Raw genomic sequence first — 25,682 nt, 5'->3', positions numbered from 1 at the left:
AGCAGCACGGCTGAAGAGGGTTTGCTGTCGGGCTCCTAACGCCCTCCTCGGTCGTCAAGAACAAAGCATGCGGAGCAATCCGCGTGTCTCCAGAGCAAGGGACTGGACTGTGAAAAAGATCAACAATGATGCGTGCCTGCGCGCGAGCGCAGCACTGCAGGCGCTTGCCGTAGCTGGCGCCGGATTCGCCGCCTTCTCCGCGCCTGCCGTCGCGCAGGAGCCACAGGCAGCCACCACGACCCAGGATGCCGCGGCTGACGATCAGGGCGACGTCATCGTCGTCACCGGCTCCATCATCCGCCGCACCGATGCGGAAACTCCGTCTCCCGTCACCACCGTATCGGTCGAAAATCTCGATCGTCGCGGTATCAGCACGGTCCAGGAAGGATTGCAGCGCATCGCAGCCAATAACGGTCCGGCGCTGACCAACAGCTTTTCGGCGAACGGGGCCTTTGCGGCTGGTGCGTCAGCGGTGTCGTTGCGTGGCCTGTCGACCAACTCCACGCTGGTTCTGTTCGACGGCATGCGCGCCGCCTATTACCCGCTTTCGGATGACGGCACGCGCAACTTCGTCGATCTGAACACGATCCCTGACGACATTGTCGATCATATCGAAGTGCTGCGCGACGGCGCCTCTTCCAGCTATGGCGCGGACGCGATCGCCGGCGTGGTCAACGTCATCACCAAGCGGGAGTTCAAGGGCATTGCAGGCCGCGCGGAGGCTGGCATTTCCAGCCGTGGCGACGGTTCGCAATATCGCCTGTCGATGACTGCTGGCACCGGCGACCTGGATGACAATGGATACAACGCCTATGTCAGCGGCTTCTATTATAAGAGCAAACAGCTGAAGAACAGCCAGCGTCCATATCCCTATAACAGCGACGATTATCGCGGCGTCTGCAACGACGGCAATTGCGGCCCCAACAATGTCGTCGATGGCCTCGACGCCGATGGCGCCTATCCTGGCTTCAGCCCCGTCGTTACCAACACGGGCAGCAACTTCTTCGTGCGGCCGGCAAATGCGCTGACCGGTGCTCAGAACGGCCGGTACGAAATCCTGAATCCCGCCGGCTGCAACGGCCGCAGCACGCCTTATTCACTGACGCCTGGAGAACTGGCGGCGACCGACGAGGACGGCAATCTCATCAACGCCTCCGCGCCGACAACGGTGTGCCAGGAAGATCTGACGCAGAATTACGGCATCATCAACCCGAATATCCAGCGTTACGGCTTGTCGGCCCGCTTCACCGCGCGCATCGGCGATTCGAGCGAAGCCTATGCGCAGTTCAACTTCCTCCAGACCGACGTCAGCTATGACGGCCTGCCCAGCACGATCCGCGGAAACGCGCCTGCGCCCTTCTACTTCCCGCGCTACAGTAGCTCGGGCAACGTCGCCTATTATGGCAACAACACAATCCTGCAGCTGCCGGTCTATGTCTGCCCGCGCGGCACGACCGTCGCTTGCACCGCCGCGAATGGCACGCTGAACCCGAATAATCCCTTTGCGGCGTCGGGTCAGAACGCAGCCATCATCGGCCGCCTCTCCAACTCGCTCGAACATGATGAATCTCGCACCCGAGCCTATCGCGGTGCGCTGGGCATCAAGGGACCGATCAACGACAGGTGGAACTATCAGGTCGACGCGACGGCCATGCACATGGACCTGCGCCGTAAGTCGGACGGCTATGTCTATATCCAGCATCTGCTGGACGTAATCGCGGATGGCAGCTTCAACTTCGTCAACCCTGCCGCTAACAGCCAGGCGGTGATGGACTATTTGATGCCGACGGCGCTCTCGACGTCGACGTCGGACATGGTTCAGGTGCAAGGCGTGGTAAGCGGTGACCTGCTCGACCTGCCGGGCGGTCCGCTGCAGGTCGGCGTCGGAGTATCCTTCCGCTACGAAGCCATTGATTCCCCTTCTATCAACTCCGACATCAACGGCGGGACGGAGCGCTACTATCGCCTGAACGGCTTTGCCGTGAAGGGCAGCCGCAAGGTCTATTCGGCCTATGCGGAGATCAACGCCCCGATCATCGATCAGGTCGAGGTGAACGTCTCCGGCCGGTATGACCGTTATTCCGGGGGTATCGACAATTTCTCGCCGAAGCTCGGCGTGAAGGTGAAGCCGATCAGGGAGGTGCTGCTGCGCGGCACCTACTCGAAGGGCTTCCGCATCCCCAGCTTCGGTGAGGCGAACGCGACCTTCCCGACGACTGGCTTCGTCGGCAATGGCGCGACGCTGTTCAACGACACTTATCTGGCCCAATATGGCTGTACGGTGGCGACCTTCAGCAGCTGCCCGCAATATATCCGCAGCGGCACCTATGGCGCCACCTCGCTCGCCAACCCCGACCTGAAGCCCGAAAAGTCACGCAGCTTCACGGCCGGCATCCTGGTCGAGCCGATGCGCGGCCTGTCCTTCTCCGTCGACTATTACAACATCAAGAAGACGGGGGCGATCACCACGGCGGACAACACGCCCGCTTTGCAGGCCTATTATGCCGGCCTGCCGATCCCGGCCGGGTTCAACGTGATCGAGGATGTTCCCATCGCTCCGGGCGATCCGCGTCAGCCGCGCGTCGCCTTCGTCCAGTCGGGCTTCATCAACGCCGACACCATCAAGTCGGAAGGCTTCGACTTCGGCGTCAATGCCGACCTGCCGATCACCGACAGCATCCGTTGGTCGAGCTCGCTGGAGGCCAGCTACATCCTCCGTCTGGAAACCACCTTCCCCGACGGCACGACGCAGCGCTATGACGGCACGCTCGGGAACTTCAACCTGACATCGGGTTCGGGTACGCCCAAATGGCGCGGCACATGGACGAACACGCTCGACTTCGGCAAGGTCGCGCTCACGGGTATCGTCAACTTCTTTGGCGGCTATGATCTGTCGGCGATGGATCAGGGTGACGATTACAAGGATTGCGGCCAGAACCCGGACCGTTTCGTGCCTTGCCGGGTGAAGGACTATATCACCTTCGACCTCAACGCGCAGGTCAAGGTGACGGATCAGTTCACCTTCTACGCCAACATGTTGAACGTGTTCGACAAGCTGCCTCCGATCGATCCGGTGACCTATGGCGCCCACGCCTACAACCCGGTTCAGGGCGGCGAGGGCATCTTGGGCCGCTACTTCCGGGTCGGCGCGAAGTTCAACTACTGACCTTCGGCTCCCCCGAAGCGTAAGAGAAGGGGCGCTTCCGATACGGAAGCGCCCTTTTTTCATGCGATGTTGAGCTTCAGCGCGCCATCCCCCTCGTCCACGCGCACCGTCGCGCCATCCGGCACCTCGCCGCGCAGGATCAGGTCCGCCAGCGGGTCTTGCAGGTAACGCTGCACCGCGCGCTTGAGTGGCCGTGCGCCATAGACCGGGTCATAGCCGACCCGCCCCAGCCACGCCCGCGCGCCGTCGGTCAGGTCCAGCACCACCTTGCGGTCTTTCAGCAGCTTGCCGATGCGTGCCACCTGAATGTCCACGATAGGCGCCATATGGGCCGCGCCCAGACGGTGGAACAGGATCACCTCATCAAGGCGGTTCAGGAACTCCGGCCGGAAATGCGCCCGGACGATGTCCATCACCTGATCCTCAACCTTCTCGACCGGCTCGTCGTCGGCAAGGCCGGCAATGAATTGGCTGCCCAGGTTCGACGTCAGCACGATGATCGTGTTGGTGAAGTCGACCGTGCGTCCCTGCCCATCGGTCAGCCGGCCATCGTCCAGCACTTGAAGCAGCACGTTGAACACGTCGCCATGCGCCTTCTCGACCTCATCGAACAGCACGACCTGATAGGGCCGCCGCCTGACCGCCTCGGTCAGCACGCCGCCTTCCTCATAGCCGACATAGCCCGGAGGCGCGCCGATCAGCCGCGCGACCGAATGCTTCTCCATGAACTCGCTCATGTCGATGCGCACCATCGCGCTGTCGTCATCGAACAGGAATCCGGCGAGCGCCTTGGTCAGCTCGGTCTTGCCGACGCCCGTGGGACCCAGGAACAGGAAAGACCCCAGCGGCCGGTTCGGGTCCTGCAGACCGGCCCGCGACCGGCGCACGGCGGTCGAGACGGCCTTCACCGCATCGGCCTGCCCGATCACCCGCTTGCCCAGTTCCGCTTCCATGGCGAGCAGCTTTTCCCGCTCGCCCTCCATCATCTTGTCGACGGGAATGCCGGTCCAGCGCGACACGACCGAGGCGATGTCTTCGCTCGTCACTTCCTCCCGCAGCATCGCCCCTTCGGTAGCGCCCTCCGCCTCGGCGATCTTGCGCTCCAGATCGGGGATGCGCCCGTACGCCAGTTCGCCCGCCTTGGCGAGGTCGCCTGCGCGCTGCGCCTGATCCAGCTCGACCCGTGCCGCGTCCAGCTGTTCCTTCAGCTTGCTCTCACCGGCGATCTTGTCCTTCTCGGCCTGCCAGCGCTGCGTCAGCCCCGCCGACTGTTCCTCCAGATTGGCAAGATCCTCCTCCAGCGCGTCCAGCCGGTCCTTCGACGCCTTGTCCGTCTCCTTGCGGAGCGCCTCGCGTTCGATCTTCAGCTGGATGATCCGCCGGTCCAGCGTCTCGATCTCCTCGGGCTTGCTCTCCACCTCCATGCGCAGCCGCGATGCAGCCTCGTCCATCAGGTCGATGGCCTTGTCCGGCAGAAAGCGGTCGGTGATATAGCGATTGCTGAGCGTCGCCGCCGACACGATCGCGCCATCGGTGATCCGCACGCCATGGTGCAGCTCATATTTTTCCTTGAGCCCGCGCAGGATGGAGATGGTGTCCTCCACCGTCGGCTCGCCCACGAACACCGGCTGGAACCGCCGCTGTAGGGCCGGGTCCTTCTCGACATATTTGCGATATTCATCGAGCGTCGTCGCGCCAATGCAGTGCAGTTCGCCGCGCGCCAGGGCCGGCTTCAACAGATTGCCCGCGTCCATCGCGCCTTCGCTCTTGCCCGCGCCGATCAGCGTGTGCATCTCGTCGATGAACAGGACGATCTGGCCCTCGCCGGCCTTCACCTCGTCGAGCACGCCCTTCAGCCGCTCCTCGAACTCGCCGCGATATTTGGCGCCGGCGATCAGGCTGCCCATGTCGAGCGCCATCAGCGTGCGGTCCTTGAGCGTATCGGGCACGTCGCCATTGGCGATGCGCAGCGCCAGCCCTTCGGCGATGGCGGTCTTGCCGACGCCGGGATCGCCGATCAGGACGGGGTTGTTCTTGGTACGCCGGGCCAGGATCTGAATGGTGCGGCGGATTTCCTCGTCGCGGCCGATCACCGGGTCCAGCTTGCCCGCGCGCGCCGCTTCGGTCAGGTCACGGGCGAATTTCTTGAGCGCGTCGTAACGATCCTCAGCGCCCGCCGTGTCGGCGGTGCGTCCGCCGCGCAGATTGTTGATCGCGGCATTCAGCGCCTCGGCCTTGACGCCCGCGCGCTCAAGCGCCTTGCCCGCCGCCGTGGTGGTCGCGAGGGTGAGCGCCAGCAGCAGCCGCTCGACGGTGACGAAGCTGTCGCCCGCCTTGGCCGCGACCTGCTCCGCGCTGTCGAGCACGCGCACGGCGTCATTGTCCAGGCCCGGCGTCTGCTGCGCGCCGCTGCCGGAAACCGACGGCACCTTCGCCAGCGCCGCATCGATCTCGCGCAGCGCCACGCCGGCATCGCCGCCCGCCGCCTTGATGAGGCCCGACGCCATGCCCTGGCTGTCCTCCAGCAGCGCCTTCAACAGATGCTCCGGACCAATGCGCTGGTGGCTCATCCGGATCGCCACGGTCTGCGCCGACTGGAGAAAACCCTTGGCGCGGTCGGTAAATTTCTCGAGGTTCATGCCATCCTCTCGCGTGAAGTGCCGTCACAGGTGAATAACCGCTAGTAGACCTGTCTTCCACGATCGCAGATTTGTCCGATATAGGTATTCCTACGCTTTCGTCTGCTGGCAGAAATCTGCTCCAGCCTTCCCAGAGGTGGTTTACATGGAAAGAAACTCGCTAATCCCTGTTCGCGAAAAATGGATATGTTGCGAGGAGGCGAGGTGAGCCGCATTTGCGGTCCTTCCCTTATCTACTCCATCAACCCCGCCTCACTAATGCTACAGCGGATGCGGTTAGCTAAGCGCCTCCCCTTCCAAGGGCTTCCGCCCGCTTCAGCCACCGAACCCGCTGACGTTGATGAGCGATGCTGCCGATAATGGAGTGTCGGGTCGGCTTGACTCCTGTAAAGCCTAGAATGTTCCTTTCCAGGCTCTTCAAGCTATGCGACCTGTAAACGAGTCGGTAGAGGATCGCTGGCATTCCCATCGTGACGATTATCCGCGCGGAGCGACCGCGCAACAGCTTCTCAGGAAAGCCCTTTTCACGATAGCGAAACGCGAAGGTGGGCCGCGCGACCTGTTCAAGGAAGGCCTTCAGCAGTGCGGGCATGTCGCCGAGCCACAAAGGATACAAGATCACCAAATGCTCGGCCGCCATTATGGCTGCTTGCGCCTGCTCGATGTCCGGCGGAACAACGCCATGTTCCCACTCCGATTGAGTGCGCACCAGCGGAAATTCAAGGCTGGCGACGCTGATGCGCCTGATCTGATGGCCCGCCGCTCTAGCCCCCGTTTCGTATGCGTCGGCGAGAGAATGTATGAATCGTCCTTGCGCTGGATCAGGATGGCCGTCGATGATGGTGATACGGGTCATGGAAGGCTTCTCCTCCAAAGCTAAAGTGACCCGCAACAGAGCCTATCAGAACTCCGGCAGATGGTCCGCAGTTTGACCCACGCGGTTCTTTAACCTGTCACCCTGAAAGTTCAGCAGGCTTCTGGTGCCGCCGGGTCAGGGCCATAAATACAAGCCCACTTCCTGCGATCGCAATACTTACCGCGAGCATAGCCGGGAAGACCGCCCTGAACTGTCTGACCTCACCGAAGATCACGATAGCGAACATCGCGAGGGGAGGGCGGCCTTCAAAGCCCGAGCCTGATCCGAAGTCGCCAAAGCCGCCCGTTAGGAGCCACGCCAGCTCATTCAAATCAACCTACTTAAGCTCTCCGGCAGATGTAAGTTCCAAACCATTTCTCTCTCGGTCTTACCTGTTGATCATGCCTGAACCAATTCGTTGGAATGCCACAGCGATCTGGTCTGCCAGCGCATTGTCAACGGAGGTGTCGCGCATTGCCGCGCGCATTGCGTCCACCCACTGGTCCGCGACTATGTTAGGGATCGGCACCGCTGCGTGAAGCGACATCATGCATTTGCCCGGATTGCTGTCGAACCAATCGCGTGGTCCGCCCAGCCAAGCTGAGAGGAAACCCGTAAGCGAATGGCGCATGGGGCCGAGGTCATCGGCATGCAGGGCGCGGAGATCCCGATAGGCGGGCACGCTGTCCATCAGGTCATAAAAGCGATCCACGATGCGCCGCACGGCCTCGCCGCCGCCGATGGTCTCGAAGGGAGTCTGGACCTCAACGGTTGCCGTCACGGGCGCTTTGCCCTCAGAGCATCATCAATGGAAACGCCGCCGAGCACCACCGCGAAGGTGGCAAGCGCGATGACAACGAACAGGTCGTAATGGCCGGTGAAAACGTCAATCATGGAAGCTCTCCTTACAAAGGAACTCTAGCTTGGCCGGCGTGGCGGGAATTTGATTTTGGTCAAAGCGCGTGAGCGGCGGCGGACCCAGAACGCATTTTTTGGGAGAGCCATCCGGCTCTAGGGGGGCCACACATCGTGGTCCGCGCCGTTCGCAGATCAGGAGGTGGCAGGCGAGGTTCTTGCCAGGCGGGGGAACAGGGTGACGCTGCCAGGGTGGGGCAAGTCCAAGGGGCCAAGCCGCAGAAATAAGTCCGGGAGGCTGTAAAGACCGGCGCGCGATCCAACGACATGCCAAGAGAGGCGAGGGCGGCCAACATAGGCGCGCTAGACCGCATGGCTGAAACGGCCTTCTGCCGGCAGAAGATAGCTATCGAAACAGGCGGCGATGCTGCGCGCGTAGGGGAGCGCTTCGCGCGTCAGGGCAATGCGATCCCCATTCATCCGCACCAGGCCGCGCGCCATGAACGAAGAAAGATCGCCGAGGGGCTGCGTCACGCCCATAAGCGCTTCGCCATGGCAGAGCAGTTCCTCGATGATGCGGCCCCGGAGGCGATCTTCGGGCGTGCGGAGAGAGCCACGCACGGCCGAAAGCTGCCCGGCCTCGACGCGCTGGCGCCAAACCCCAGCCTGTTTCTCATTTTGGACGATCAGGTCCGGGAACTGACTGATCGCGCTGGCACCGAGGCCCAGCAGGAAGTCGGCGGGATCATCGGTAAAGCCCTGAAAATTGCGGCGCAGGCGCCTTTCGCGCTGGGCACGGGCCAGCCCGTCTTCGGGCAAAGCGAAATGATCGAAGCCGATGGCGCTGTATCCCGCCGCGGTCAGCATGTCATGGCCCTGTCCTGCCATGTAGAAGCGGGTGGCGAGGTCCGGCAAGTCGGCGGCGTCAATGCGCCGCTGACGGGGCAGCAGCCGCGGCATATGGGCATAGCCGAACAGCGCGATGCGCGCAGGCTGCATGCGGATGCTGGCATCGATCGTGGAGGCGAGGTCGTCGAGGCTCTGGCCGGGCAGGCCGTACATGAGATCGAACCCGACGGCGATGCCGGCTGCGCGCAGCTGATCGACAGCGCGTTCGACCATGTCGAGCGGCTGGATGCGGCCGATGCGGGTCTGGACATGGGGCGTGAAGGTCTGGACGCCTAGATTGACCCTGCCAACACCCGTTGCCGCGAGCGTGGCGATCCATTGCCCGTCGAGCCGTCGCGGGTCGAGTTCGACAGATACCTCTGCCTGCCTGGCATCGAAGCAGAGGAAAAGCTGTTGCAGCAGCCGCACGAAATCCACGAGGGGCAGTGAATTGGGACTTCCGCCGCCGAAGGCGATCCGGAGGACCTGGCCGCGATTACCAATTCGTTGCGCGATCAGGGCGATCTCCCGCTCCAGCGCTTCGACATAGGCGGTGAGGCGCTGGGCGCGATTGGCGGCGCCTGTATTGCACCCGCAATACCAGCAGATGTCGTGGCAATAGGGGATGTGGAGATAAAGCGAGAGGGCCGTGCCCTTTTCCGCCGCGTCGAGCCGTGCGGCTAGATCGGCCGCGCCGACATCGCTGCTGAATTGCGCGGCTGTGGGATAGCTGGTGTAGCGCGGCACGGACTGCGTCAACAGGTCAGGATGATAGGTCCACATGGGGAATTCTGATCCCACGACCAGCGCGGCGGAACCTTGAGAAAGGTCAAATTGCCGGTTGCGCGCATCAATGTCGTATCGTGTCGATAGCGACACACTCAACTCTCCAACATCAGGGAGATACAGCAATGACGGTCAAGATGATCCTGTGCGGCGCGGCGGCGCTCGCCGCGCTCGCGGCTGGTCCGGCGCAGGCGGTCCGGGGCGATGTGCTGCTGCGGCTGCGCGGTATCATGGTGGCGCCCAGTGAAAAGAGCGGCAGCATCCTTCCGGCCTTTCCGGGAGAGAAGGTGAAGGTCCACAACAGCGCGATGCCGGAAGTCGATGTCACCTACATGGCCACCGACCATATCGGCCTTGAACTGGTCGCCGGGACCACGAAGCACAGCGCGAGCGGGCTGACCGGAACCACTGGGAGCGATCGGGAAGCTCGCCTCTATCTGGGTGCTGCCGCCGACGCTGACGGCGCAATATCATCTACTGCCCGAAGGAAAGATCCGCGCGTATGTCGGCGCCGGGATCAACTATACGTTTTTCTATAACGAGAAAGCTTCCGGAGCGCTGGAAAGCGCGGTGGGTGCGGCTCGGGTGCATATGACCGATAGCGTCGGATGGGCAGGCCAGGCGGGCGTCGACGTGGACCTGACCGACACGATCTTTCTCAATTCGGACGTCAAATATCTCGACATCGACACCACGGCGCGCCTGACCACCAGCGCCGCCGGCGTGCAGCGGGTCAAAGTGCATCTTGATCTCTTTGTCTTTGGCGCAGGGATCGGCTTCAGGCTGTAGGCCCACCCGTTCACGCCGACGCGAGCGCCTTCACGACGAAAGGAAGGCGCTCGCCGCTCGGCGCGGTCAGGGAGAGATAACTGCCGGGCTGAATGGCGTGGGTGTCCAGGCGGAAGATCTTTTCATCATCCTCCTCCCCCTTTTCGTAGGACAACGCCCATCCCGAAGGGGTGTGCAGCAGGCAGCCGTGATGATCGGGCTCATTCGGCCAGAAGCGGCGCACCGTCGCCAGTTCGGGATGACGGCGATATTCCTGCTCGTCGATGAGGCCTTCCGGGCCCAGCGGCAAGCGCATCACATAGCAGCGTGCCGCCGATCCGTTGGGGAAAGCCTGCGTGCGGGCAAGTTCAAGGCGTATCGTCGTCCAAGTCATTCCTCATCAATCCGATTCCGCCGGGGGAAATCATATAAGGACTATCCCTGATGGCAGGGACGACCGCACCCGGCCTACCGATAGCAAGTGAGGAATGGCTTGCTGGGAGACGTGCGATGAAATCGGTTCTGCTGCACATTCATGATGATACGGGATCTGAAGGCCGCCTGCAGGCCGCCTGCGACATTGTTCGCGCGACTAGCGGCCATATCCATTGTGTGCAGGTGAGGTCGATGCCCGACTTTGTCGGCGCCGACATGTATGGCGGCGCGTCAGCTGCCCCTCAAATCATGGCCGAGTTGCGCGAGGTCGACGAAAAGATGCGCCTTCGAGTCGAAGAACGGCTGGCTCGCGAAGGCGTGAACTGGGACTGGGTCCACGTTGAAAGCGACCTCGTCCATGGCTTGCTGTCGGCGGCCACGCTGGCTGACATCATTCTCGTCACCCTGCCCGAACAGCCGCGCAAGCATCTGCGCGATCCGTTGAACCTGGCCGCCGACCTCGCCCTGGCAGGACGGACGCCGGTGCTTGCTGTTCCGCAGGCGGCGAAATCATTGAACGTGGCGGGTGTTGCCCTGATCGCCTGGGATGGGTCGCAAGAGGCATCGACTGCACTCCGGCTCGCCGTGCCGCTCCTCAAGCTGGCTGAGCAGGTGCATGTCGTCACCATCGAGGAGCAGAGGAAATATGCTTTCCCATCGACGCGCGCGTGCGAATATCTATCGCTGCACACAATCCCCTCGCAGTTGCATAGCGAGGCGCGCAAAGAGGGATCGGTCGAGGACGCGCTGATGACAGCGGTTCGGGCCTTGAGGCCTGACTGGATCGTCATGGGCGCCTTTGGTCACAGCCGGATGCGTGAACTCGCTTTCGGCGGGGTGACACGGGTCATGCTGCGCGAGGCGCAAGTGCCGCTCTTGCTGGCGCATTGAAGACGCGGCATGATGGCGCCATGGGGGTTGCGGACGACGAAATCGAGGGCTTGAGCGAGCGCGAGCACAGCCTGGAGCAGGCGCTGCTGGGGTCGATCCTGGCAACGGTGCCGGACGCCCTGATCGTCATCGACATGACGGGCCATATCATCTCGTTCAGCGCCGCTGCCCAGCGCATGTTCCAATATGCCGAGAGCGATGTGCTAGGCGAAAATATCTCGATGCTGATGCCTTCGCCCGACCGGGAACGGCATGACGGCTATATCGATCATTATCTCGGCACGGGCGAAAAGCGGATCATCGGCATCGGGCGGCTGACCAGTGCACGGCGGCGGGATGGGTCCGTTTTTCCCATCGAATTGTCAGTCGGCGAGGTCCATGATCAGGGACGGCGCCTGTTCACCGGTTTCATCCGTGACCTGACCGAGCGGCAGCAGGCCGAGCGGCGCGTCGCCGACCTGCAGGCCGAACTGGCCCATGCGAGCCGAGTGACCGCCATGGGCACGCTGGCTTCGGCGCTGGCGCATGAACTGAACCAGCCGCTGACAGCCATCGCCAACTATCTGGAAGCCGGGCGCGACATGATCGATGCCGGAGGCCCGCTGGATCGTGAGTTGCTGCGCGAAGCCATGGAGGAAAGCGCGGGCCAAGCGCTGCGCGCGGGTGAGATCATCCGGTCGCTGCGCGAATTCATCAGGCGCGGCGAGACGATGCGGCAGCCTGAGCCGCTGCGCGGGCTGCTGGCGGAAGGGGCGGCGCTGGCCTTCATCGGCACCAACAGTCGCGGCATCGACATGGACATCAGCGTCGACCGGCGAGTGGACGAGGTGCTGGTCAACCGCGTCCAATTGCAGCAAGTGATCATCAACCTGATCAAGAATGCGGTCGAAGCGATGGCGAACAGCCCTGCGCGTATTCTGCGCCTGTCCGCCGCGCCGGGGGAAAAGGGTCGCGTCGAGGTGACCGTGGCCGATAGCGGACCCGGGCTGGACCCCGACATGTCGCGCACGCTCTTCACGCCCTTCACAACCACCAAGGCATCGGGCATGGGCGTCGGCCTTTCCATCTGCCAGACCATCATCGAAGGCCATGGCGGGCGAATCTGGGCCGAACCATCGCCCTGGGGCGGCGCGGCCTTTCATTTCACACTGGACGCAGCGGACGGAGCATGAGCAAACCCTATTCCATCTACGTCGTGGATGATGACGAGGCGATCCGGCGGTCGCTGTCCTTCATGCTGAAGACGAGCGGCTATGCGGTGCAGCTGTTTGAGGGCGGGAATGCCTTCATGAAAGCGGCGACTGATTTGTCGCCGGGCTGCGTCCTGCTGGATGTGCGGATGCCGGATATGGACGGGCTGGAAGTGCAGCGCGAATTGCGCGCGCGCGGCGTCATGCTGCCGGTGGTGATCATGACCGGGCATGGCGATATCGACATGGCAGTCGCCGCGATGAAGGGGGGCGCCAGCGACTTCATCGAGAAGCCGTTCGAGAAAGCGGCGCTGCTGGGCTGCGTGGAGGCGGCGCGCCGGATATCGGTGGCCGATCGCGGCGCTAATGCACGGGCGCAGGATGCGCAGGCGCGGCTCAACATCCTGACCGACCGGGAACGGGACGTGTTAGATGGGCTAGTTGAGGGGCTGCCCAACAAGACGATCGCCTATGATCTGGGGATCAGTCCACGCACGGTGGAGATCCATCGCTCCAATCTGATGCAGAAACTGGAGGTCAAGAGCCTAGCGGAAGCGCTGCGCATCGCTTTCCATGCGGGGGAGTGAGGATGTCGATCAGCAGTACAAGTGCATGCGTCTGAACACCTGCCTTCGTTCGTCCTGAACATGCCGAAGGACGCGCTTTGTGCTTCGACAGGCTCGGCATGAACGGGTGGAGCAAAACCGCCCATTTTGCGGCCCCTCTTCATCATGGTAGGGACATTTACGGATAGGTCCGACGCGCGCGTGGGACCATGCACTGGACATGGACAGCCAATTTGATCTGGCGCAAACAGCGCCCACCTCGATAGCGGTCGGCCGGACCTGCGGCGCGCATGATTGCGACCGCTGCGACGTGCGGGATCGGGCGATCTGCGCCGACCTGGACTCTTCGCAGCGAGCGAGCCTCAATCGCCTTGGACGGCGTCTGACAGTGAAGGCCGGGCAGACGGTGATGTGGGAAGGCGAGGAGTCCACGCTGGTAGCGAACGTGATCGACGGGACGCTCAAATTGTCGACCTCGACCGGGGACGGGCGCGAGCAGATAGTGGGCGTCGTTTACGCATCGGACTTCATCGGCAGGCCCTTCGGCGCGCGGACGCCGCATAGCGTGACGGCGCTGACCGATGCGCGCCTGTGTCTCTACCCGCGGGGCGCGTTCGATGGCTTCGCGCGGGAACATCCCGCTCTGGAGCACCGATTGTTGCGGCGGACCCTGGATGATCTTGATCGGACGCGGTCGTGGATGCTGCTGCTGGGGCGGAAGAATGCGCGGGGGAAGGTCGCGACCTTCCTCCTCGACATGCAGCGGCGCGTGCGCGCGGACGGAAAAGGCGTGATTGAACTGCCGCTCTCCCGTCAGCAGATCGCCGACGTGCTGGGGCTGACGATCGAGACGGTGTCTCGGCAGATGAGCGAAATGAAGCGGATGGGTGTGATCGTCCTTCACCGGCGCCGCGGCGTATGCATCGTGGACGCACCGTGGTTGGAGAGCATGGCCGAAGGCGACTGATAATTCATCATGGCGAGGGTTCGCCAGCGGCCTACGGGACGAGCGGCCTCGGCATAGCCATCCTCACGGGCGAGAGCGCGCCGGTGCGGGTGCATTCCGGCGATATGGTTTCAGCGGGCGCGCTGGACGTGGACGGCCCGATCACCGTGGAGATCAGCGCGGCAGGCGCCGACGCCGTCTCGCCAACATTGCCCGGCTGATGGAGGAAGCGGGGCAGGGCAAGTCGCGTTACGTGCGCCTCGCGGACAGGGCGCCCGCTGTCACGCGCTTGCGTGCATCTGCTGGCGGCGTTGTCCTTCGCCGGATGGATGATCGCGGGCGCGGGTGTGCACCAGGCGCTGCTGATCGCGGTTGCGGTGCTGTTGATCACCTGCCCCTGAGTGCCCTTGGCCTTGTGGTTCCGGCGGCCAGATCGTCGCCTGCGGCGGGGCGTTCTCGTGAAGGACGGATCGGCACTGGAACGCCTTGCCAAAGTCAGCGAGGCGATCTTCGACAAAACCGGCACGCCTGACCCTCGGCCGCCGGACCCCTGTCGACCTCAACAGGTGCCGGATGCGGATCGGCCGATCCTGCTTGCGCTCGCACAGACAAGCCGCCACCCGCTCAGCGTATTGCTGCGACTCGCACGGGAAACCGCAGGCGTGGTCCCGGCCGTGCTTTCCCATGTTCGGGAACTTCGGCGAAGGCGTGTCCGCGCACTGCGGGGATGTGCCGGTGTGCCTGGGTCGCCCGCGCAGCGTCGTCAGCTTTTTTGGACTGACAAGCGAACATCGGCACGGGGATCGCTCCGCGCTGATCAGTTTCGCCGACGCGCTGCGCCCGGACACGATCGGGACGCTGGCCGAACTGGGCGGCATGGGCCTCAAGACCCTGATCGCCAGCCGGGACCAGCCCGACGCGCCGGAGGAGATCGCGCGCGCCATCTGTACGACGGCCATCGGTCATCTGCGCCCGGCCGACAAGCTGGCGCTGATTCGAACGGCTGAGCGGCAGGGGCGAAAAGATACTAAAAGGGCGGGTCCGAACCCGCCCTTTTTGATTCCGGCGGCAGCGATCAGCGCGGGGGAATGGGACGGCAGCGACTTGGAGCCCGCACCATCAGCGATTCCATGTAGCGCGGTAACCCCGCCAGTTTTGCATGCGCGATCCTTACCGCAGGTTTCTGGAATAGCACACGCAGTGTGCGCAGATCAGTTCCCATTTCGTACTGAATTCGTAAGCTTCTGCTGCCGCTGCGACAAACCGATGTTTATAAGACTGATACCTGCGACCGCAAAACTGATCGCGAGAGTAGCCGAGAACACTGCCACGAACTCTCTGACCTCACCGAAGATCACGATAGCGAACATCGCGAGGGGAGCGCCTGCCATCAAGGCCAACCCCAGTCCAAGGTCAGCGAACCCCCGCACAAGCAGCCATGCCCAGTTCGCCGTCGGACCCAAGCGTGACTGAAAACCTACATCCAGCGACAAAATTCCTCGTAGGAGGAACCAGATCATGACGAATGCAGCAAGAGGATGAAGACCATGCCAGGGCGCGCCGAGGAACATGGCTGCCAAGACAACGGTGAGAGCTCCTGATCCGAACGTGAGACGGCCCGTCCAGCTATGGCGTCCGGTCCAGGAGAGTAGCAGTTCAGACATGCCGCCGGCCAGCAGCATCCAGCCAACCAGGCGAGGCAGCACATGGACCTGAGTCAGGGGCAGGGCAAGAGCAGCCGCAGCGAGCAAAATTTTGAATAGCCCACATGCGATCGTCAACTGCCAGGGCGAAACATGGAAAGGACGCTGCATAGGTCAAGCTTTCATGGGTGCAGAGTGACGTCTTGCAGATCTTGATTATCCGCCACATTCATCTCACCTGCCATGCCGCCGATGCAAGTGGATACTCATGAGTCCGGACACGCGACGGCGAGAGAGATGACGGCGCAGCCGCGGCCTCAATCAGTGTTTGCGAACGAACTCGGCACGCAGGACGAGTCCTTTGATACCTTCATAGCGGCAGTCAATTTCCTGCGGGTCGCCAGTGAGCCGGATCGATTTGATCACGGTCCCCTTGCGCAGCGTTTGCCCAGCGCCCTTGACCTTCAGATCCTTGATCGTGATGACGCTGTCGCCGTCCGCCAGGAGGTTACCGGCGGCATCGCGTACTTCGACCCGGTCGGCCTCCGATGCCTTCGCCGCGGCTGCTTCTGTGGAGATCCACTCACCTGAAGCTTCGTCATAGACATAATCATCATTCGCATCGTTCATTTCGGGTTCCATCTGTTGCTGATCAGTTGAGCCGTTCGGCTGCCGTCGCGGGTGCAGCGGCGATTGCCCTTGCAACGCGCAAGGCGTCGGGAAAATCATCACTGAAGATCATATGCCGGTCCGCTGGCCCCAATGAAACCCGCTGGAGCATTGCCATGGGCTGCGGCTGGATGCCTGAGACGATGATCTGTGTGCCGGCTGACGCGGCTTGCCGCACGATTTCCCCGATCGTTGTCACGCCGCTGGCATCGAGCAGCGGCACACGCCGCATGCGAAGAATGATGATCTTCGGCGGCGGCCCGAGGCGCCGCAGCGTATCGAGCAATTCATTTGCAACGCCGAAGAAGAGAGGGCCATCGATACGGAAGACTTCGGCGCCTGGCGGAAGTGCGTCACGCTGATGGATGTCCTCCCCTTCCTCCTCTGACGGCAGTGCAAATTCGCTGCTGTCGTTTGCAATCTCCACCGTTCGGCTCATGCGCATCATGAAGAGTAGTGAGGCGAGCGTCACGCCGACGCCAATCGCGACCGTGAGATCGACGAGCACCGTGAGGCCGAAAGTCAGCAGGAGGAGGGTGCGGTCGCCATTGGGCATGCGCAGTAACTGGATGAAGCGATGATGTTCGCTCATGCCCCAGGCGACCATGAACAATATGGCCGCGAGCGCCGCCAAGGGCACATAGGCCATGAGATTCGAAGCGAACAGGATGAACAGGAGCAGGAACAGCGCATGCATCATGCCGGCAATGGGCGTGATCGCGCCGGCCTTGATGTTGGTCGCAGTGCGAGCGATGGCGCCCGTCGCGGGCAAGCCGCCAAACAGTGCCGAGGCGATGTTCGCCACGCCCTGACCCACCAACTCCTGATTGGATCGATGCCGTGAGCCGATCATACCATCGGCGACGACCGCCGAGAGGAGTGCCTCGATCCCGGCGAGAAAGGCGATGGTGAAAGCCGACGGTATAACCGCCTGAAGCTTGGCAAGGGAAAAGTCCGGGAACGCAGGGGCAGGGAGCCCTGTCGGCAGGTCCGGAAAGCGCGACCCGATCGTCTCGACCGGAAGATGAAGAAGCGCCACGGCCGCCGCGGCGAATATGACGGCGATCAGGAAGCCGGGTAAGCGTGGTGCCCATTTGCGGAGGGCTATGATCAGCGCCAGCGACCCCGCACCTATCGCCAGGGTGACGAGCCGGATGCTGTCCAGCTCGGCAAAATAGGCTCCCCATTTCCGTAGGAAATCGGCAGGAACGCTTTCCATCGGCAGGCCGAGAAAATCCTTCACTTGGCTCGACGCGATAATAACCGCGATGCCAGCGGTGAAGCCCGTGACCACCGGCTGCGGAATGAAGCGCACGAGGCTGCCCAGACCCGAATAGCCGGCGATGATGAGCATCACCCCCGCCATCAGTGTCGCAAGCAGCAGGCCATCATAGCCATGCTGCGCGATGACGCCGAAAACGACAACGACGAAGGCGCCGGTTGGTCCTCCGACCTGAACCCGCGAGCCACCCAGCGCCGAGATCAGGAAGCCGGCAATAACAGCCGTGACAAGCCCCTTGTCGGGCGATGCGCCACTGGCGATCGCCAGCGCCATGGCCAGGGGGAGGGCGACGATCGCAACGGTGAGGCCGGCAACGCAGTCGCGGCGCAGTCGGTCGATCGAATAGCCCTCTTGCAAGACCGTGATCAGCTTCGGTGTGAAGGCGATCAGGCGCCCGTCAGCATTCATCGTCTTGCGCCGATTGATCGAACAAGACCGATGGTATGCGCCTGCTTTGTCCGCCGCCAAGGGTGTCCTTGAGGCGCACGCCGCGCCCTGCGCCGCTGCTCGGCGCATTCTCTCCTATGATCTCGATCCCTGCGGACTCAATCGCGTTGATCACCTTAACCAAGGTATCGACCACGCTTCGTACCTGCCCATCGGACGCTTCCATCCGCTGGATCGTCGGCAGGGAGACACCCGCCAAGGCGGCGAGTTGGCGTTGATCGATGCCGAGCAACGCTCGCGCAGCCCGCATTTGCTGAGACGTGATCATAGGGCACTCAATGATATATTAAACATCAAATTACAATCTTTCACCGCATATATGCTATGTGATAGATAAATTCTAGATCATCCTTCATCTGCATGCAGCTTGAGGGGGAACACGCGGTGGACCGGATTGGTAAAGACTTGAGCCGCCGAGGGCTCTTCATCGTGAACCAAAGGATCGATCAGGAAACGGGCAAGAATGTGTGCAAGGAAAGCATGACAACAAATGAGCGCATACTCGCCAACGTCGCCGTCCGCGACATGGTACGGCGGATTCCGCAATGGTTGCGCGGCGACCTGAACGCGATTGACCCCATGCTTCGGGAGCGGGCCGAGGACGCATTGGCGGCAATGATCGCTGCGCTTCAGGAAAAGGGTCGGACATGACAGTCCATCCCTGTGTCAAATATCTTGAACTACAGCTGCGCCAGTTTGATGAATTCTGCTCTCGAAAGACGGTTCGTCAATCGCTCACCCGGGAGGAGAGGATGCTTCTCCATTGTATAAGCCGAGCCAATCATTTGAATATAGCCGCATGGCGGGACACGTTAGCCGGACGATAGATGCGTCGATCTAGTTGGCACGTAAAGTCGGATGGAGCTGGATACTCATGCCCGTACATCATCGGCCGGCCGCTGGCTGGAGGCTGTTCCTGCCAACAAGAGCCCCATGTCCCGTCGTTTGTCCATGAGGTCCGCCAGCGAGTAGCGATCCAGCACGGCAAGGAAAGCGCAGAGAGCTTCCTTCAGCACGCCGGTCAGGCTGCACGCAGGCGCAATCACGCAGCTTGCGCAATCGACGAGATCAAATCCACCCTCGGTATGGCGGACAAGCTTGCCGATGTTGATCTCCTCAGGAGCCTTGCCGAGACGGATGCCGCCTCCACGCCCGCGGACGCTTTCAATATATCCCGACCGCGCCAGATCATTCACCACCTTCATGAGGTGATTCTGCGAGATGCGATAGGCCATGGCGACCTCCGCGATCGAGCAAAGGTGATCAGGCCGCGCGGCGAGATAGAGCAGCACGCGCATTGAATAATCCGTAAACAGCGTCAGCTTCATGACCGTTCCGAAAGCCCCGCCCGGCCTGCGCGGATAATAGGTAAATTCATTGCATCTTTCAAATGTCGCTTATAGATGTATCGCTGATGCATGATTGGAGCATGAGTCGTGGACAATGCCTCAACAATCGACGAAGCCGGCCTGGAACGGGTGGTGCATGCCTTTTATGCTCGCGTGCGGGCAGATGCAGAGCTCGGTCCCATCTTCAATGATGCAGTACGTGACTGGCCCGACCATCTGGAAAAATTGACCGCTTTCTGGTCGTCGGTCATGTTGGGGAGCGGTCGGTATAAGGGGCAGCCGGTCCCGGCGCACCTTAACCATAAGGATCGCATCACGCCCGCATTGTTTGATCGCTGGCTCGGCCTCTGGAACGAGACTACCGAGGCATTGATGGAGCCCGCCGCCGCCGGAGCGCTCCAGGCCAAGGCGGCCCGCATCGCCGAGAGTTTGAAACTCGCCCTCTACTTCCGGCTCGATGCCATGCCGCGTCGGCCTGCGCTTCTGGGAGGCATCTTCAGCGCGGAGGAGACTGAACAGAGGTTACGCCGATGAAAACTGTCCAACCTTACCGCTCGACGCCTGTGTTCGACCAGGACACGCTGCCGGCGGCCCTGCGCGCGCGCCACGATACCAAGGCCGGTGTTTGGGGCGTCATTCGCGTGATTGAGGGACAGCTTGAACTCACCTATCTTGATCCGCCTTCGACGACAATTCTCACGCCCGACAAGCCTGGTTTGGTGCAGCCGCAACAGCCCCATTTCGTCACTCCGATCGGCGCGGTGAAGATGCAGGTCGACTTTTACGATCATCCACCTGCCCGCTGATATGTTAGACCGTCTTGTCCGATAATATATTTCACAGGAGATGTAGATGTCGCAGCCCCTCAGTGATCAGACCATTGCGCTCGTCAAAGCCACGGTTCCCGCACTGGAAGCCCATGGGCTGGACATCGTCCATGAAATGTATTCGCGAATGTTCCAGAACCCGGAGATCCGCGATCTCTTCAATCAATCCCATCATGGGGATTCCGGCTCGCAGCCCCGGGCCCTGACCGGCGCAATCCTGGCCTATGCGAGCAACATCGACAATCTCGGTGCCCTTGCGCCAGCCGTTGAGCGGATCGCGCAAAAGCATGTCGGTCTTCAGATCCTGCCGGAACATTATCCCCATGTCGCCGAAGCGTTGCTGGGCGCGATCAAGGCGATCCTGGGCGATGCCGCGACCGATGAGATTCTCGCTGCATGGGGTGAAGCCTACTGGTTCCTCGCCAGCATCCTGATCGCCCGTGAGGGCCGCATCTACACCGATCAGAAGGAAACCACTGGCGGTTGGAATGGATGGCGGGACTTCCGGGTGGATGAGGTCATCCGCGAAAGCAGCGTGATCAATTCCTTCATCCTGAGGCCGGTTGATGGCGGACCCGTGATGACGCATCGGCCAGGGCAATATCTGACCTTCTGGCTCGAGATTCCCGGAAATCCTCCGATCAAACGCAACTATTCGATTTCCTCAGCGAGCAATGGCGAGACTTACCGAATCTCGGTCAAGCGCGAGCCAGATGGCCTCGCATCGGGCTGGCTTCATGATGAAGCCAAGTCCGGCACGGTGCTGAAGGTGGCTGCTCCTGCCGGGGAATTCTACCTCAGCGAGCATGTCGAGCGGCCGGTGGTACTGCTCTCTGGCGGGGTAGGGCTCACGCCGATGGTTGCGATGCTGGAATCGCTAGTAGCCAGCGGTGCGCAAGTCCCGGTCCAATATATCCACGGCACGCACGACCGGGAAACGCATGCCATGCGGGATCATGTCCGCGCGCTTGGCGCCAAGGGCGGGGCCGTACGCGTGACGGATTTCCATCAGACGCCGCTTGCCGGCGAAATCGAGGGTCAGGATTATGATGCGGCCGGCATCATCACGGATGAATGGCTGGTTGCGAACACGCCGGTTGCAGAGGCCGATTATTATATCTGTGGCCCACGCCCATTCCTTCGGCACGCCGTATCGACACTGTCCCTTGCTGGAGTGCCCGCCAGTCGCATCCATTATGAGTTTTTCGGCCCCGCCGACGAGTTGCTCGCGGCTTGATCGGTCTTTCATGACCACATCACCGTCGTACGGTGCGCGCCCTGGCAGGGTCGCATCGCTTCCGAATGGTTCCGGGCTTTGGGCGCTAATGGCGATCATACGCGCGCTCGAGGTGCTTCGCCGAAGCCTCGGGATCGAGACGGGCTGCGCGATCCTGATCTTCTCGTCGTATGGCTCGGCGCGCTTGAGCCCTTGCAGCCCTGCCGTGAAGGGCTCCCTCAAGGCTTGGGCGGGGTGCTCCTGGCAGCGCCGTGATGGTGTCCGTGGCTGTGGTGCATGAAGAGATGCATGAGCGGGCAGGCTAAAAAGAGGAGATAGGGAAGAAACCCGAAAATATGTCCCCAATGCTCGCGACCTACAAAAAACAGCACCGCCGCAACGACAGCGACCGCGAACATGAAGACGATACTTTGAGGCCGGGTCATCTTTCACCGCTTTCAGAATAGGATACCGTGTCGAAGCAGTCTCCTCTGACTCACGCCAACAACCAGTAACTGCGTCATAGCGCGACCCGCCTTTTTCAGCTTTAAGTATTGTTACGCATAGCGATCCAAGCAATCGACCCAGAGACAATTTCAGACGCCAGATGGAATCGCGTTGCAGGAATGGACTCATGAACCACGACCACAATGCGCACGATGGGCACGGCCATAGCTACCGTTCAAACCAAGTCGCGAAGCCGGCTGGCGGCAAAGATCCGGTCTGCGGGATGACTGTCGATCCCGCGAAGACCGCGCATCATGCCGAGCATGACGGTGCGATCTACCATTTCTGCAGCGCAGGGTGCCGTTCCAAGTTCATCGCCGATCCGGGTCGCTATCTGGGCCCACCCCCGCCGCCGGCCGCCACGCCCGAGGGGTCGATCTGGACCTGCCCGATGCACCCCGAAGTGCGGCAGGACCATCCTGGCGCCTGTCCGATCTGCGGCATGGCGCTGGAACCCGCAACGGTAACGGTAGATGCCGGACCAAGCCCCGAACTGGCTGACATGACCCGCCGCTTTTGGATCGGCCTGGCGCTCAGCATCCCGGTGCTGATCCTTGAAATGGGCGGGCACCTGCTCCCGGCGCTGCATCGCATCGTGCCGATGACCGTGTCGATATGGGTCCAGTTCGCTCTGGCAACGCCAGTCGTGCTCTGGGCCGGCTTGCCGTTCTTCGAGCGGGCCCAGGCATCGCTCAGGACCCGTAACCTCAACATGTTCACGCTCATTGCGATGGGCACCGGGGTCGCCTGGACCTACAGCGTGGTGGCGACGCTCGCGCCGCAGGTGTTCCCTCCCGCGTTCCGCGACGACGATGGCATAGTCGCGGTCTATTTCGAGGCAGCGGCGGTCATCACCGTCCTCGTGCTGCTGGGACAGGTGCTCGAACTGCGCGCGCGTGAGCGTACGTCGGGCGCGATCAAGGCGCTGCTCAACCTCGCGCCCAAGACGGCGCGCCGCATCGCCGCCAATGGCATCGAGGAGGAGATCGGGCTTGACCAGGTCGCCGTAGGCGATCGCCTGCGGGTGCGTCCTGGCGAGAAGGTGCCAGTCGACGGTGTGGTCGAAGATGGCCGCTCCTCGCTCGACGAATCCATGGTGACCGGGGAATCGATGCCGGTGACCAAGGCGAAGGAAGACCGGGTCATCGGCGGCACGCTCAACCAGACCGGCGCGCTGGTCATCGTCGCGGACAAGGTAGGGCGGGATACCATGCTGGCCCGCATCGTCCAGATGGTCGCCGAGGCGCAGCGATCGCGTGCGCCGATCCAGCGCGTGGCTGATCAGGTCTCCGGCTGGTTCGTACCCATCGTGATCCTCATCGCGGCGGCCGCGTTCGTTGCCTGGGGGATTTGGGGACCAGAGCCGCGTTTCGCTTACGGGCTCGTCGCCGCCGTCGCGGTTCTGATCATCGCCTGCCCCTGCGCGCTCGGGCTCGCGACACCGATGTCGATCATGGTCGGTGTCGGGCGCGGAGCGGAGCTTGGCGTTCTCATCAAGAATGCCGAAGCGCTAGAGCATATGGAGAAGGTCGACACGCTCATTGTCGACAAGACGGGCACTCTGACGGAAGGCAGGCCGGCCGTAACGCGGATCGTGCCCGCGCCGGGCTTCCAGGAGGCAGAATTGCTGCGTCTGGCCGCATCGGTCGAGCGCGCGTCCGAGCATCCGCTTGCCCTGGCGATCGTCCACGCCGCGGAGGAACGCGGGGTCTCCACCAGCGATGTTAGCGACTTCGACTCCCCGACCGGGCGAGGTGCGCTGGGCACCGTCGATGGCCGCCGAATCGTGCTTGGCAATGCCCGGTTCCTGACCGATGAGGGGATTGCGACCGAAGCCTTGGCCGAGCAGGCGGACGCACTTCGCCGTGATGGCGCCACCGCGATCTTCATCGGCATCGATGGCAAGGTCGGGGGCGCGTTTGCTATTGCCGACCCGGTGAAACCAACGACGCCGGAAGCGCTGGCTGCCCTCAAGGCCGAAGGCATCCGGGTGGTGATGTTGACGGGGGACAATCGCACAACGGCCGACGCCGTCGCCAAGCGTCTTAGCATCGAAGAGGTCGAGGCGGAAGTGCTGCCAGACCAGAAGAGCGCCGTTGTCGCTCGCCTCAAGGGTGAAGGGCGCGTGGTCGCCATGGCCGGCGACGGCGTCAACGACGCGCCGGCACTCGCCGCAGCTGATGTGGGCGTCGCGATGGGATCTGGAACGGATGTCGCGATCGAGAGCGCAGCCGTCACGTTGCTCAAGGGCGACCTCACCGGTATCGTGCGGGCGCGGCGACTTTCCCAGGCCACCATGTCGAACATCCGCCAGAACCTGGTCTTCGCGTTCATCTACAATGCCGCCGGCGTTCCGGTCGCGGCGGGCGTGCTCTATCCGGTGTTCGGCATCCTGCTCTCGCCCATCATCGCCGCGGCCGCGATGGCGCTGTCATCGGTGAGCGTCGTGACTAACGCGCTGCGGCTCCGGACGGTGCGGCTGTGAAGCAAAGATCATGACCGCCGAAATCGGCATAGTGCCGCAACTCACGCATCACCTCGAAGAGGTCCGGGAAATCGCTGCGGCTCCGGATGCGCTGTTCGCGCGTCTTGACGACCCGGCATCGCTCGCCATTCATATGACCGGGTCATCGTGGATGAAGGGCGGCGGCCGGTTAACTTGGCTTTGAGGTCGTCCTCGCCGCGCTCCACTTCCTGGATGATCGCGTTGTCATCCTTGCCTGTAAATGCCTGCTTTAGATCCATGAAGGTCCGGTGAGCGACGACAAGAAAGCTGCTGTTATCTTCTGGGTTCCCACAGGCTATCTATCATCTTGTCGGTGAAGCACGGCGTGAGTGGGAGCATGCATTGCCGAGATGGCTGCTCCGCGCCGGTCGATCACGTTGCGAAGCCTCTCGTGAGCTGACAGCTGAAATGCGCTTGGGCACGTTCCCCAGTGCTGCGGAGCAGTACGCGGCGAATTATCTGGCTCACCAATCCCGTTTTGACTTCCGCACGACGCGTAAAGGCCGTCCTTTGGCGTCATATTGCGTTTCCACCCACTTCCAGTTGTTGAGCTGGAACTGAACAAATTGACTAAAGCTATCGACCTGATCGTCATGACGCCCGCTGGGGAACGCCTTGAGCTCGGAACGGAAGGCGTCAAGCCAAAGAGCCTGTGCCGGCAAGAGCAGGTTGCGCGCCTCGACCTCGCCCAACGTGCCGACGAACCGCGTCTCCTTGTCCTGAGTGACGCTCCACATGAGCGGCCGGAAAGGGCCTTGGTGACAAAATTCCTGCCATAGTGATTTCCCGCTGCCGGCATCTTCAATGATAACCCGATCCGCTGTCCACTGCCGCCAAAGGCGGATGACGGCTCGCTTAAGGTCGGGATAGTCCAGCCGTTCGCGGAACACATCGAGCAGATACCATTTGCGAGCGAGAAAGCCCCAGGTTGTGCAGACGGAATAATCGCTGGTGGGCGCAGCGGACATGCCTGTATCCCAGCTCTGCACGATCTTCTGGAAATTCTCGCGGATGGGTGGTTCGTGATAGGTGCCAAACCACTCCATCCGCAGCAGATTGCCTTCGGGCGCGACCGGATCCTGCTGATATTGCGCGGCGAACACGGCCGGTCCCAGTTCGCACCGCAGCCGCTCCAGTACCGGCTGGCTCTCGCGGTCAGGCGACAGCAGATCGCCGGCCTGCCGGAGATGGGTCCTGCCCTACCGATGGAGATCACTTCCTCCTTTTCGGCGATCGCGGGCAGGTTGAGA

The 25,682-nt window shown here is 62.2% G+C and carries 24 protein-coding genes and 1 pseudogene; 13 read left to right on the top strand and 12 right to left on the bottom strand.

Annotated elements, in window-relative coordinates; genetic code table 11:
- Positions 1–67: 67 nt before the first annotated feature.
- Positions 68–3,166: a TonB-dependent receptor domain-containing protein gene (locus L858_RS0106605; RefSeq protein WP_081643311.1), complete on the top strand. Its 3,099-nt coding sequence runs from the start codon at positions 68–70 to the stop codon at positions 3,164–3,166.
- Between the two features lie 59 nt (positions 3,167–3,225).
- On the opposite strand, the gene clpB is transcribed toward L858_RS0106605, so the two are convergent.
- The 4 genes from clpB to hemN all read right to left on the bottom strand — a co-directional run bounded on the left by clpB (position 3,226) and on the right by hemN (position 9,187).
- Positions 3,226–5,805: an ATP-dependent chaperone ClpB gene (clpB, locus tag L858_RS0106600; RefSeq protein ID WP_022682361.1), complete on the bottom strand. Its 2,580-nt coding sequence runs from the start codon at positions 5,803–5,805 to the stop codon at positions 3,226–3,228.
- Between the two features lie 280 nt (positions 5,806–6,085).
- Entirely contained in the window at positions 6,086–6,661 is a 576-nt protein-coding gene (locus L858_RS0106595) for an NAD(P)H-dependent oxidoreductase (RefSeq protein ID WP_022682360.1), read from the bottom strand.
- Positions 6,662–7,049: 388 nt separating this feature from the next.
- On the bottom strand, positions 7,050–7,442 hold the full coding sequence (locus L858_RS0106585) for a group II truncated hemoglobin (protein ID WP_022682358.1): 393 nt from the start codon (positions 7,440–7,442) through the stop codon (positions 7,050–7,052).
- A 437-nt stretch (positions 7,443–7,879) separates the two neighbouring features.
- On the bottom strand, positions 7,880–9,187 hold the full coding sequence (gene hemN / locus L858_RS0106575) for an oxygen-independent coproporphyrinogen III oxidase (RefSeq protein WP_022682356.1): 1,308 nt from the start codon (positions 9,185–9,187) through the stop codon (positions 7,880–7,882).
- A 128-nt stretch (positions 9,188–9,315) separates the two neighbouring features.
- Here hemN and L858_RS19805 point away from each other — a divergent pair.
- Positions 9,316–9,979: pseudogene (locus L858_RS19805) on the top strand (OmpW/AlkL family protein).
- 10 nt (positions 9,980–9,989) lie between these two features.
- Here L858_RS19805 and L858_RS0106565 read toward each other — a convergent pair.
- Positions 9,990–10,352 carry a hypothetical protein gene (locus L858_RS0106565; protein WP_022682355.1) on the bottom strand — a complete coding sequence of 121 codons (363 nt, stop codon included), beginning with the start codon at positions 10,350–10,352 and terminating at the stop codon, positions 9,990–9,992.
- A gap of 116 nt (positions 10,353–10,468) precedes the next feature.
- On the opposite strand from L858_RS0106565, the gene L858_RS0106560 reads away from it, so the two are divergent.
- From L858_RS0106560 to L858_RS22480, 5 genes are all read left to right on the top strand, one after another.
- The gene (locus tag L858_RS0106560; protein WP_022682354.1) at positions 10,469–11,284 is read left to right on the top strand and encodes a universal stress protein; all 816 of its coding nucleotides are present in this window, start codon (positions 10,469–10,471) and stop codon (positions 11,282–11,284) included.
- Between the two features lie 20 nt (positions 11,285–11,304).
- Positions 11,305–12,456, top strand: coding sequence for a sensor histidine kinase (locus L858_RS0106555; RefSeq protein ID WP_022682353.1), 1,152 nt, complete (start codon positions 11,305–11,307; stop codon positions 12,454–12,456).
- Positions 12,453–13,061: a response regulator FixJ gene (gene fixJ / locus L858_RS0106550; protein WP_022682352.1), complete on the top strand. Its 609-nt coding sequence runs from the start codon at positions 12,453–12,455 to the stop codon at positions 13,059–13,061. Before L858_RS0106555 ends, fixJ begins: the two co-directional genes overlap by 4 nt.
- Before the next feature lie 199 nt (positions 13,062–13,260).
- On the top strand, positions 13,261–14,007 hold the full coding sequence (locus tag L858_RS0106545; RefSeq protein ID WP_022682351.1) for a Crp/Fnr family transcriptional regulator: 747 nt from the start codon (positions 13,261–13,263) through the stop codon (positions 14,005–14,007).
- The gene (locus tag L858_RS22480; protein ID WP_081643310.1) at positions 13,959–14,207 is read left to right on the top strand and encodes a P-type ATPase actuator domain-containing protein; all 249 of its coding nucleotides are present in this window, start codon (positions 13,959–13,961) and stop codon (positions 14,205–14,207) included. The genes L858_RS0106545 and L858_RS22480 overlap by 49 nt, the downstream gene beginning before the upstream one ends.
- A 990-nt stretch (positions 14,208–15,197) precedes the next feature.
- On the opposite strand, the gene L858_RS0106535 is transcribed toward L858_RS22480, so the two are convergent.
- From L858_RS0106535 to L858_RS0106520, 4 genes are all read right to left on the bottom strand, one after another.
- Positions 15,198–15,800 carry a DUF308 domain-containing protein gene (locus tag L858_RS0106535; protein ID WP_022682348.1) on the bottom strand — a complete coding sequence of 201 codons (603 nt, stop codon included), beginning with the start codon at positions 15,798–15,800 and terminating at the stop codon, positions 15,198–15,200.
- A gap of 150 nt (positions 15,801–15,950) precedes the next feature.
- Positions 15,951–16,259, bottom strand: coding sequence for a zinc ribbon domain-containing protein YjdM (locus L858_RS0106530; protein WP_028055879.1), 309 nt, complete (start codon positions 16,257–16,259; stop codon positions 15,951–15,953).
- A 22-nt stretch (positions 16,260–16,281) separates the two neighbouring features.
- On the bottom strand, positions 16,282–17,988 hold the full coding sequence (locus L858_RS0106525; RefSeq protein ID WP_022682346.1) for a SulP family inorganic anion transporter: 1,707 nt from the start codon (positions 17,986–17,988) through the stop codon (positions 16,282–16,284).
- Complete coding sequence (locus L858_RS0106520; protein WP_022682345.1) at positions 17,978–18,295, bottom strand: helix-turn-helix domain-containing protein; 318 nt, start codon at positions 18,293–18,295, stop codon at positions 17,978–17,980. Before L858_RS0106520 ends, L858_RS0106525 begins: the two co-directional genes overlap by 11 nt.
- Positions 18,296–18,411: 116 nt before the next feature.
- Between L858_RS0106520 and L858_RS19800 the strand changes: the two genes are divergently transcribed.
- Positions 18,412–18,678 carry a protein kinase family protein gene (locus L858_RS19800; RefSeq protein ID WP_152639782.1) on the top strand — a complete coding sequence of 89 codons (267 nt, stop codon included), beginning with the start codon at positions 18,412–18,414 and terminating at the stop codon, positions 18,676–18,678.
- Between the two features lie 221 nt (positions 18,679–18,899).
- Here the strand turns inward: L858_RS19800 and L858_RS0106510 are convergent, their stop codons facing one another.
- Positions 18,900–19,355: an Rrf2 family transcriptional regulator gene (locus L858_RS0106510; RefSeq protein WP_022682343.1), complete on the bottom strand. Its 456-nt coding sequence runs from the start codon at positions 19,353–19,355 to the stop codon at positions 18,900–18,902.
- A 108-nt stretch (positions 19,356–19,463) separates the two neighbouring features.
- On the opposite strand from L858_RS0106510, the gene L858_RS0106505 reads away from it, so the two are divergent.
- Genes L858_RS0106505 through hmpA form a run of 3 tightly spaced genes read left to right on the top strand, consistent with a single transcriptional unit; the run spans position 19,464 to position 21,440 of the window.
- Complete coding sequence (locus tag L858_RS0106505; RefSeq protein ID WP_022682342.1) at positions 19,464–19,910, top strand: group III truncated hemoglobin; 447 nt, start codon at positions 19,464–19,466, stop codon at positions 19,908–19,910.
- Positions 19,907–20,182, top strand: a complete 276-nt coding sequence (locus L858_RS0106500; protein ID WP_022682341.1) for a TehB family protein — start codon at positions 19,907–19,909, stop codon at positions 20,180–20,182. The genes L858_RS0106505 and L858_RS0106500 overlap by 4 nt, the downstream gene beginning before the upstream one ends.
- Before the next feature lie 46 nt (positions 20,183–20,228).
- On the top strand, positions 20,229–21,440 hold the full coding sequence (gene hmpA / locus L858_RS0106495; protein WP_022682340.1) for an NO-inducible flavohemoprotein: 1,212 nt from the start codon (positions 20,229–20,231) through the stop codon (positions 21,438–21,440).
- Positions 21,441–21,658: 218 nt separating this feature from the next.
- Here the strand turns inward: hmpA and L858_RS0106490 are convergent, their stop codons facing one another.
- Positions 21,659–21,838 (bottom strand): DUF2933 domain-containing protein, encoded by a 180-nt coding sequence (locus tag L858_RS0106490; RefSeq protein WP_238564935.1) that lies wholly within the window; start codon positions 21,836–21,838, stop codon positions 21,659–21,661.
- Between the two features lie 215 nt (positions 21,839–22,053).
- Between L858_RS0106490 and L858_RS0106485 the strand changes: the two genes are divergently transcribed.
- Positions 22,054–24,411: a heavy metal translocating P-type ATPase gene (locus L858_RS0106485; protein WP_022682338.1), complete on the top strand. Its 2,358-nt coding sequence runs from the start codon at positions 22,054–22,056 to the stop codon at positions 24,409–24,411.
- A 10-nt stretch (positions 24,412–24,421) separates the two neighbouring features.
- Positions 24,422–24,595, top strand: a complete 174-nt coding sequence (locus tag L858_RS22215) for a hypothetical protein (RefSeq protein ID WP_022682337.1) — start codon at positions 24,422–24,424, stop codon at positions 24,593–24,595.
- A 301-nt stretch (positions 24,596–24,896) separates the two neighbouring features.
- On the opposite strand, the gene terL is transcribed toward L858_RS22215, so the two are convergent.
- Positions 24,897–25,535 (bottom strand): phage terminase large subunit, encoded by a 639-nt coding sequence (gene terL, locus L858_RS20955; RefSeq protein ID WP_051132610.1) that lies wholly within the window; start codon positions 25,533–25,535, stop codon positions 24,897–24,899.
- Positions 25,536–25,682: the final 147 nt, after the last annotated feature.

The sequence above is a fragment of the Sphingobium bisphenolivorans genome (genome assembly GCF_000412635.1).
GTDB lineage: Bacteria > Pseudomonadota > Alphaproteobacteria > Sphingomonadales > Sphingomonadaceae > Sphingobium > Sphingobium bisphenolivorans.
Note: the sequence above shows the minus strand (reverse complement) of the source record. Positions and strands in the feature narration are given on the sequence as shown.

Coding starts and splice junctions, on each gene's coding strand:
- L858_RS0106565 (WP_022682355.1), bottom strand. CDS start 10,352: ATGACTTGGACGACGATACGCCTTGAACTTGCCCGCACGCAGGCTTTC.
- L858_RS0106530 (WP_028055879.1), bottom strand. CDS start 16,259: ATGAACGATGCGAATGATGATTATGTCTATGACGAAGCTTCAGGTGAG.
- L858_RS0106560 (WP_022682354.1), top strand. CDS start 10,469: ATGAAATCGGTTCTGCTGCACATTCATGATGATACGGGATCTGAAGGC.
- L858_RS22215 (WP_022682337.1), top strand. CDS start 24,422: ATGACCGCCGAAATCGGCATAGTGCCGCAACTCACGCATCACCTCGAA.
- L858_RS0106485 (WP_022682338.1), top strand. CDS start 22,054: ATGAACCACGACCACAATGCGCACGATGGGCACGGCCATAGCTACCGT.
- hemN (WP_022682356.1), bottom strand. CDS start 9,187: ATGTGGACCTATCATCCTGACCTGTTGACGCAGTCCGTGCCGCGCTAC.
- L858_RS0106500 (WP_022682341.1), top strand. CDS start 19,907: ATGAAAACTGTCCAACCTTACCGCTCGACGCCTGTGTTCGACCAGGAC.
- clpB (WP_022682361.1), bottom strand. CDS start 5,805: ATGAACCTCGAGAAATTTACCGACCGCGCCAAGGGTTTTCTCCAGTCG.
- L858_RS0106490 (WP_238564935.1), bottom strand. CDS start 21,838: ATGTTCGCGGTCGCTGTCGTTGCGGCGGTGCTGTTTTTTGTAGGTCGC.
- L858_RS0106520 (WP_022682345.1), bottom strand. CDS start 18,295: ATGATCACGTCTCAGCAAATGCGGGCTGCGCGAGCGTTGCTCGGCATC.
- fixJ (WP_022682352.1), top strand. CDS start 12,453: ATGAGCAAACCCTATTCCATCTACGTCGTGGATGATGACGAGGCGATC.
- L858_RS0106605 (WP_081643311.1), top strand. CDS start 68: ATGCGGAGCAATCCGCGTGTCTCCAGAGCAAGGGACTGGACTGTGAAA.
- L858_RS0106510 (WP_022682343.1), bottom strand. CDS start 19,355: ATGAAGCTGACGCTGTTTACGGATTATTCAATGCGCGTGCTGCTCTAT.
- L858_RS0106525 (WP_022682346.1), bottom strand. CDS start 17,988: ATGAATGCTGACGGGCGCCTGATCGCCTTCACACCGAAGCTGATCACG.
- L858_RS0106595 (WP_022682360.1), bottom strand. CDS start 6,661: ATGACCCGTATCACCATCATCGACGGCCATCCTGATCCAGCGCAAGGA.
- L858_RS0106545 (WP_022682351.1), top strand. CDS start 13,261: ATGGACAGCCAATTTGATCTGGCGCAAACAGCGCCCACCTCGATAGCG.
- L858_RS0106555 (WP_022682353.1), top strand. CDS start 11,305: ATGGGGGTTGCGGACGACGAAATCGAGGGCTTGAGCGAGCGCGAGCAC.
- hmpA (WP_022682340.1), top strand. CDS start 20,229: ATGTCGCAGCCCCTCAGTGATCAGACCATTGCGCTCGTCAAAGCCACG.
- L858_RS22480 (WP_081643310.1), top strand. CDS start 13,959: ATGCATCGTGGACGCACCGTGGTTGGAGAGCATGGCCGAAGGCGACTG.
- L858_RS0106535 (WP_022682348.1), bottom strand. CDS start 15,800: ATGCAGCGTCCTTTCCATGTTTCGCCCTGGCAGTTGACGATCGCATGT.